Here is a 2,941-nt window from a genome sequence, read left to right as displayed (position 1 = left end):
GCTGGCTACTGTGGAGATGTGCCTGATCGCCGCCACGCCGCCGCCCGCACCGCGACGAGCGCGCGCCCGGCGCCCCCGCACCGCGCCGCCGCCGCTGCCCGTGCCGAGGAAGAAAATCTGCTGCGGCGGTGGGAAGCGACCCAGGCGAGCCTGCGGGACCGATTCGACAAGCCGATCGAGCGCGCCACCGAGATCACCCAACGCACCCTGGAGTGGTTCCCGGTGCGGGTGTGGCGTCACTTTCTGCAGCACAACGGGTTCCTGATCGCCGCGGGCGTGAGCTATCAGGCGCTGTTCTCGTTCTTCGCCGCGATCTATGTCGCTTTCGCCGGGGTGGGTCTGTGGCTGGGGGGCAGCACGGATGCCGTCCGCCGCCTCATCACCGTCATCAACACCTACGTTCCCGGGCTGATCGGCTCGGGTGACACGGGACTGATCTCGACCGAACAGGTTGAGCAAATCACGCGGCAGACCACGGGTCTGCTGGCGGTGACCGGCGCCATCGCCCTGATCGCGGCCGGGTGGACCGCGATCGGGTTCGTCACCTATGCACGCCGCGGCGTCCGCGACATCTTCGGCCTGCCGTACGACGACAGATCGTACTTCCTGCTCAAGGCCCGCGACCTTCTGGCAGCGGTGATCTTCGGCATCGCTCTCATCGTCGGGTCCGCGCTCAGCGTGCTGGGGACGTGGTCACTGCGGGCGGTGTTCGGTGCGCTGGGGTGGGCGACGCAGTCCGTGCTGTTCGACGGCATCCTGCAGGCGCTCTCACTGACGGTATCGCTGCTGCTGACCACCGCGGCACTGGCTGCGCTGTTCTGGTTCCTGACCGGGACAACGCGCCGGTGGCGCACCATCTGGCCGGGTGCGCTGGTCGGCGGCATCGGGTTGACGCTGCTGCAACTGGCGGCGGGGCTCGTGCTGCACTACACCCCCACCAATCCCCTGCTGACCACGTTCGCGATCTTCGTGGGACTGTTGATCTGGTTCCGGGTGCTCGGGATCATCGTGCTGGTGTCGGCGGCGTGGATCGCGGTGACCGCCAAGGACGAGGACGTGCCGCTCCTGGAGAAGACCGAGGCTGAACGTGTGTGGGACGAGCATCGAGCGCTGCTGCTGGCGGCCCGGCTACGTCTGCGCACGGCGGAAGAGGCCCGCACCTCGGCGCCCTGGTATCGGCGCTGGTCGGCCGAACGTGCGGTGCGCCAGGCCGCGGATGAACTCGCCGAGGTCATCGCCGCGGCGCCACCGCGACCCCGCCGACGGACACCGTCGCTGTTCGACTGACGTCGGGGCGTGGTCGGGCCATGTCCGGGGCCGCGGGTACGCTGTGCGGGTGTCTGGAAACCTTCGCATTGCGTCCGTGAACGTCAATGGCATCCGCGCCGCCGCCCGCAAGGGCATGGGCCCGTGGCTCGAGAAAGCACACGTGGACGTTCTCACCCTGCAGGAGGTGCGTGGCGACGCCTCGCACCTGGCCACCGCTCTGCCCGGGTGGCACGTCGTCGGTGACGAGGCGCTCGCGAAGGGGCGGGCGGGCGTGGCGATCGCGACGCGCGAGCCGGTCGCCGCGACGCGCATCGAGCTCGGCGACGACACGCTCGATTCGGCGGGGCGGTGGATCGAGGCCGACGTGGCCGTGGGTGACACGGCCCTCACCGTCGTCAGTGCGTATGTGTTCACCGGCGAGAACGGGACCGACAAGCAGGTCGCGAAGTACGCATTCCTCGACGCGATGGAAACGCGGATGTTGCACCTGGGCGAGCTCGCCGTCATCACCGGCGATCTCAACGTCGGGCACCGCGAACTCGACATCCGCAACTGGCGCGGCAACCGCAAGAAGGCCGGCTTCCTGCCGCGGGAGCGCGCCTACTTCGACCGCTTCACCGGCCCGGCGGGCGGCACCGTGACGGCGGTGGACGGCTCCACCGGCGCCGGACTCGGCTGGGTCGACGTCGGGCGCCGGTGGGCGGGAGAGGTCGACGGTCCGTACACGTGGTGGTCCAACCGCGGACAGGCGTTCGACAACGACACCGGGTGGCGCATCGATTACCACCTCGCGACTCCCGCACTGGCGGCGCGGGTCACCGGCTATCGCGTCGATCGCGCAGCGTCGTGGGACACGCGGTGGAGCGATCATGCTCCCGTGGTGGCGGACTACGCGATCGGGTGAGGTCGCACCCGCCTAGAATCGATCGGGTGAGCAAACCCCGCCTGTACTCCGGAATGCAGCCGTCCGCCGATTCTCTCCAGATCGGAAACTACGTCGGTGCGTTGCTGCAATGGCGTGACCTGCAGGAAGCGTACGAGGCGTTCTTCTCGGTCGTCGACCTGCACGCACTCACCCAGCCGAACAACCCGGCGGAGCTCCGCGACAAGACCCGGCGCACCGCAGCCCAGTACATCGCGGCCGGCATCGAGCCGGGCAAGTCGACGCTGTACGTGCAGTCCCACGTGCGCGCGCACGCCGAACTCGCCTGGGTGCTGTCGACCATCACCGGCTTCGGTGAAGCCAGCCGGATGACCCAGTTCAAGGACAAGTCCGCGCGCTACGGCAGCGATGCCACCAATGTCGGCCTGTTCACCTATCCGGTGCTGATGGCTGCCGACATCCTGCTGTATCAGACCGACATCGTGCCGGTGGGCGACGATCAGAAGCAGCACGTGGAGCTGACCCGCGACCTCGCGGAGCGCTTCAACGGCAGGTTCGGCGAGGCCTTCCGGGTGCCGATGCCGGTGATCCAGTCCGACACCGCACGGATCTTCGACCTGCAGAACCCGACCGCGAAGATGTCGAAGTCCGCCGAGTCCGACGCCGGCGTGCTGTGGCTGCTCGATGACCCGGCCGTCACCGCGAAGAAGATCATGCGCGCCGTCACCGACAGCGAGGGCTCGGTCCGCTTCGACCGCGAGAACAAGCCCGGAGTGTCGAACCTGCTCG

The 2,941-nt window shown here is 68.7% G+C and carries 3 protein-coding genes; all 3 read left to right on the top strand.

Annotation, left to right across the window (positions count from 1 at the left end):
* Positions 1–1,287: YihY/virulence factor BrkB family protein (locus ACK5KK_RS09630; RefSeq protein WP_416889868.1), on the top strand; the 1,287-nt coding region annotated here is incomplete at its 5' end.
* Positions 1,288–1,336: 49 nt separating this feature from the next.
* A complete protein-coding gene (locus ACK5KK_RS09625) occupies positions 1,337–2,173 on the top strand; it encodes an exodeoxyribonuclease III (protein WP_416889867.1) in 837 nt (278 codons plus the stop codon).
* Positions 2,174–2,226: 53 nt separating this feature from the next.
* Positions 2,227–2,941: tryptophan--tRNA ligase (gene trpS, locus ACK5KK_RS09620; protein ID WP_416889869.1), on the top strand; the 715-nt coding region annotated here is incomplete at its 3' end.

Origin of the sequence: Microbacterium sp., from assembly GCF_047972865.1 — a bacterium.
GTDB lineage: Bacteria > Actinomycetota > Actinomycetes > Actinomycetales > Microbacteriaceae > Microbacterium.
This window is presented reverse-complemented; position numbering and strand designations above follow the sequence as displayed.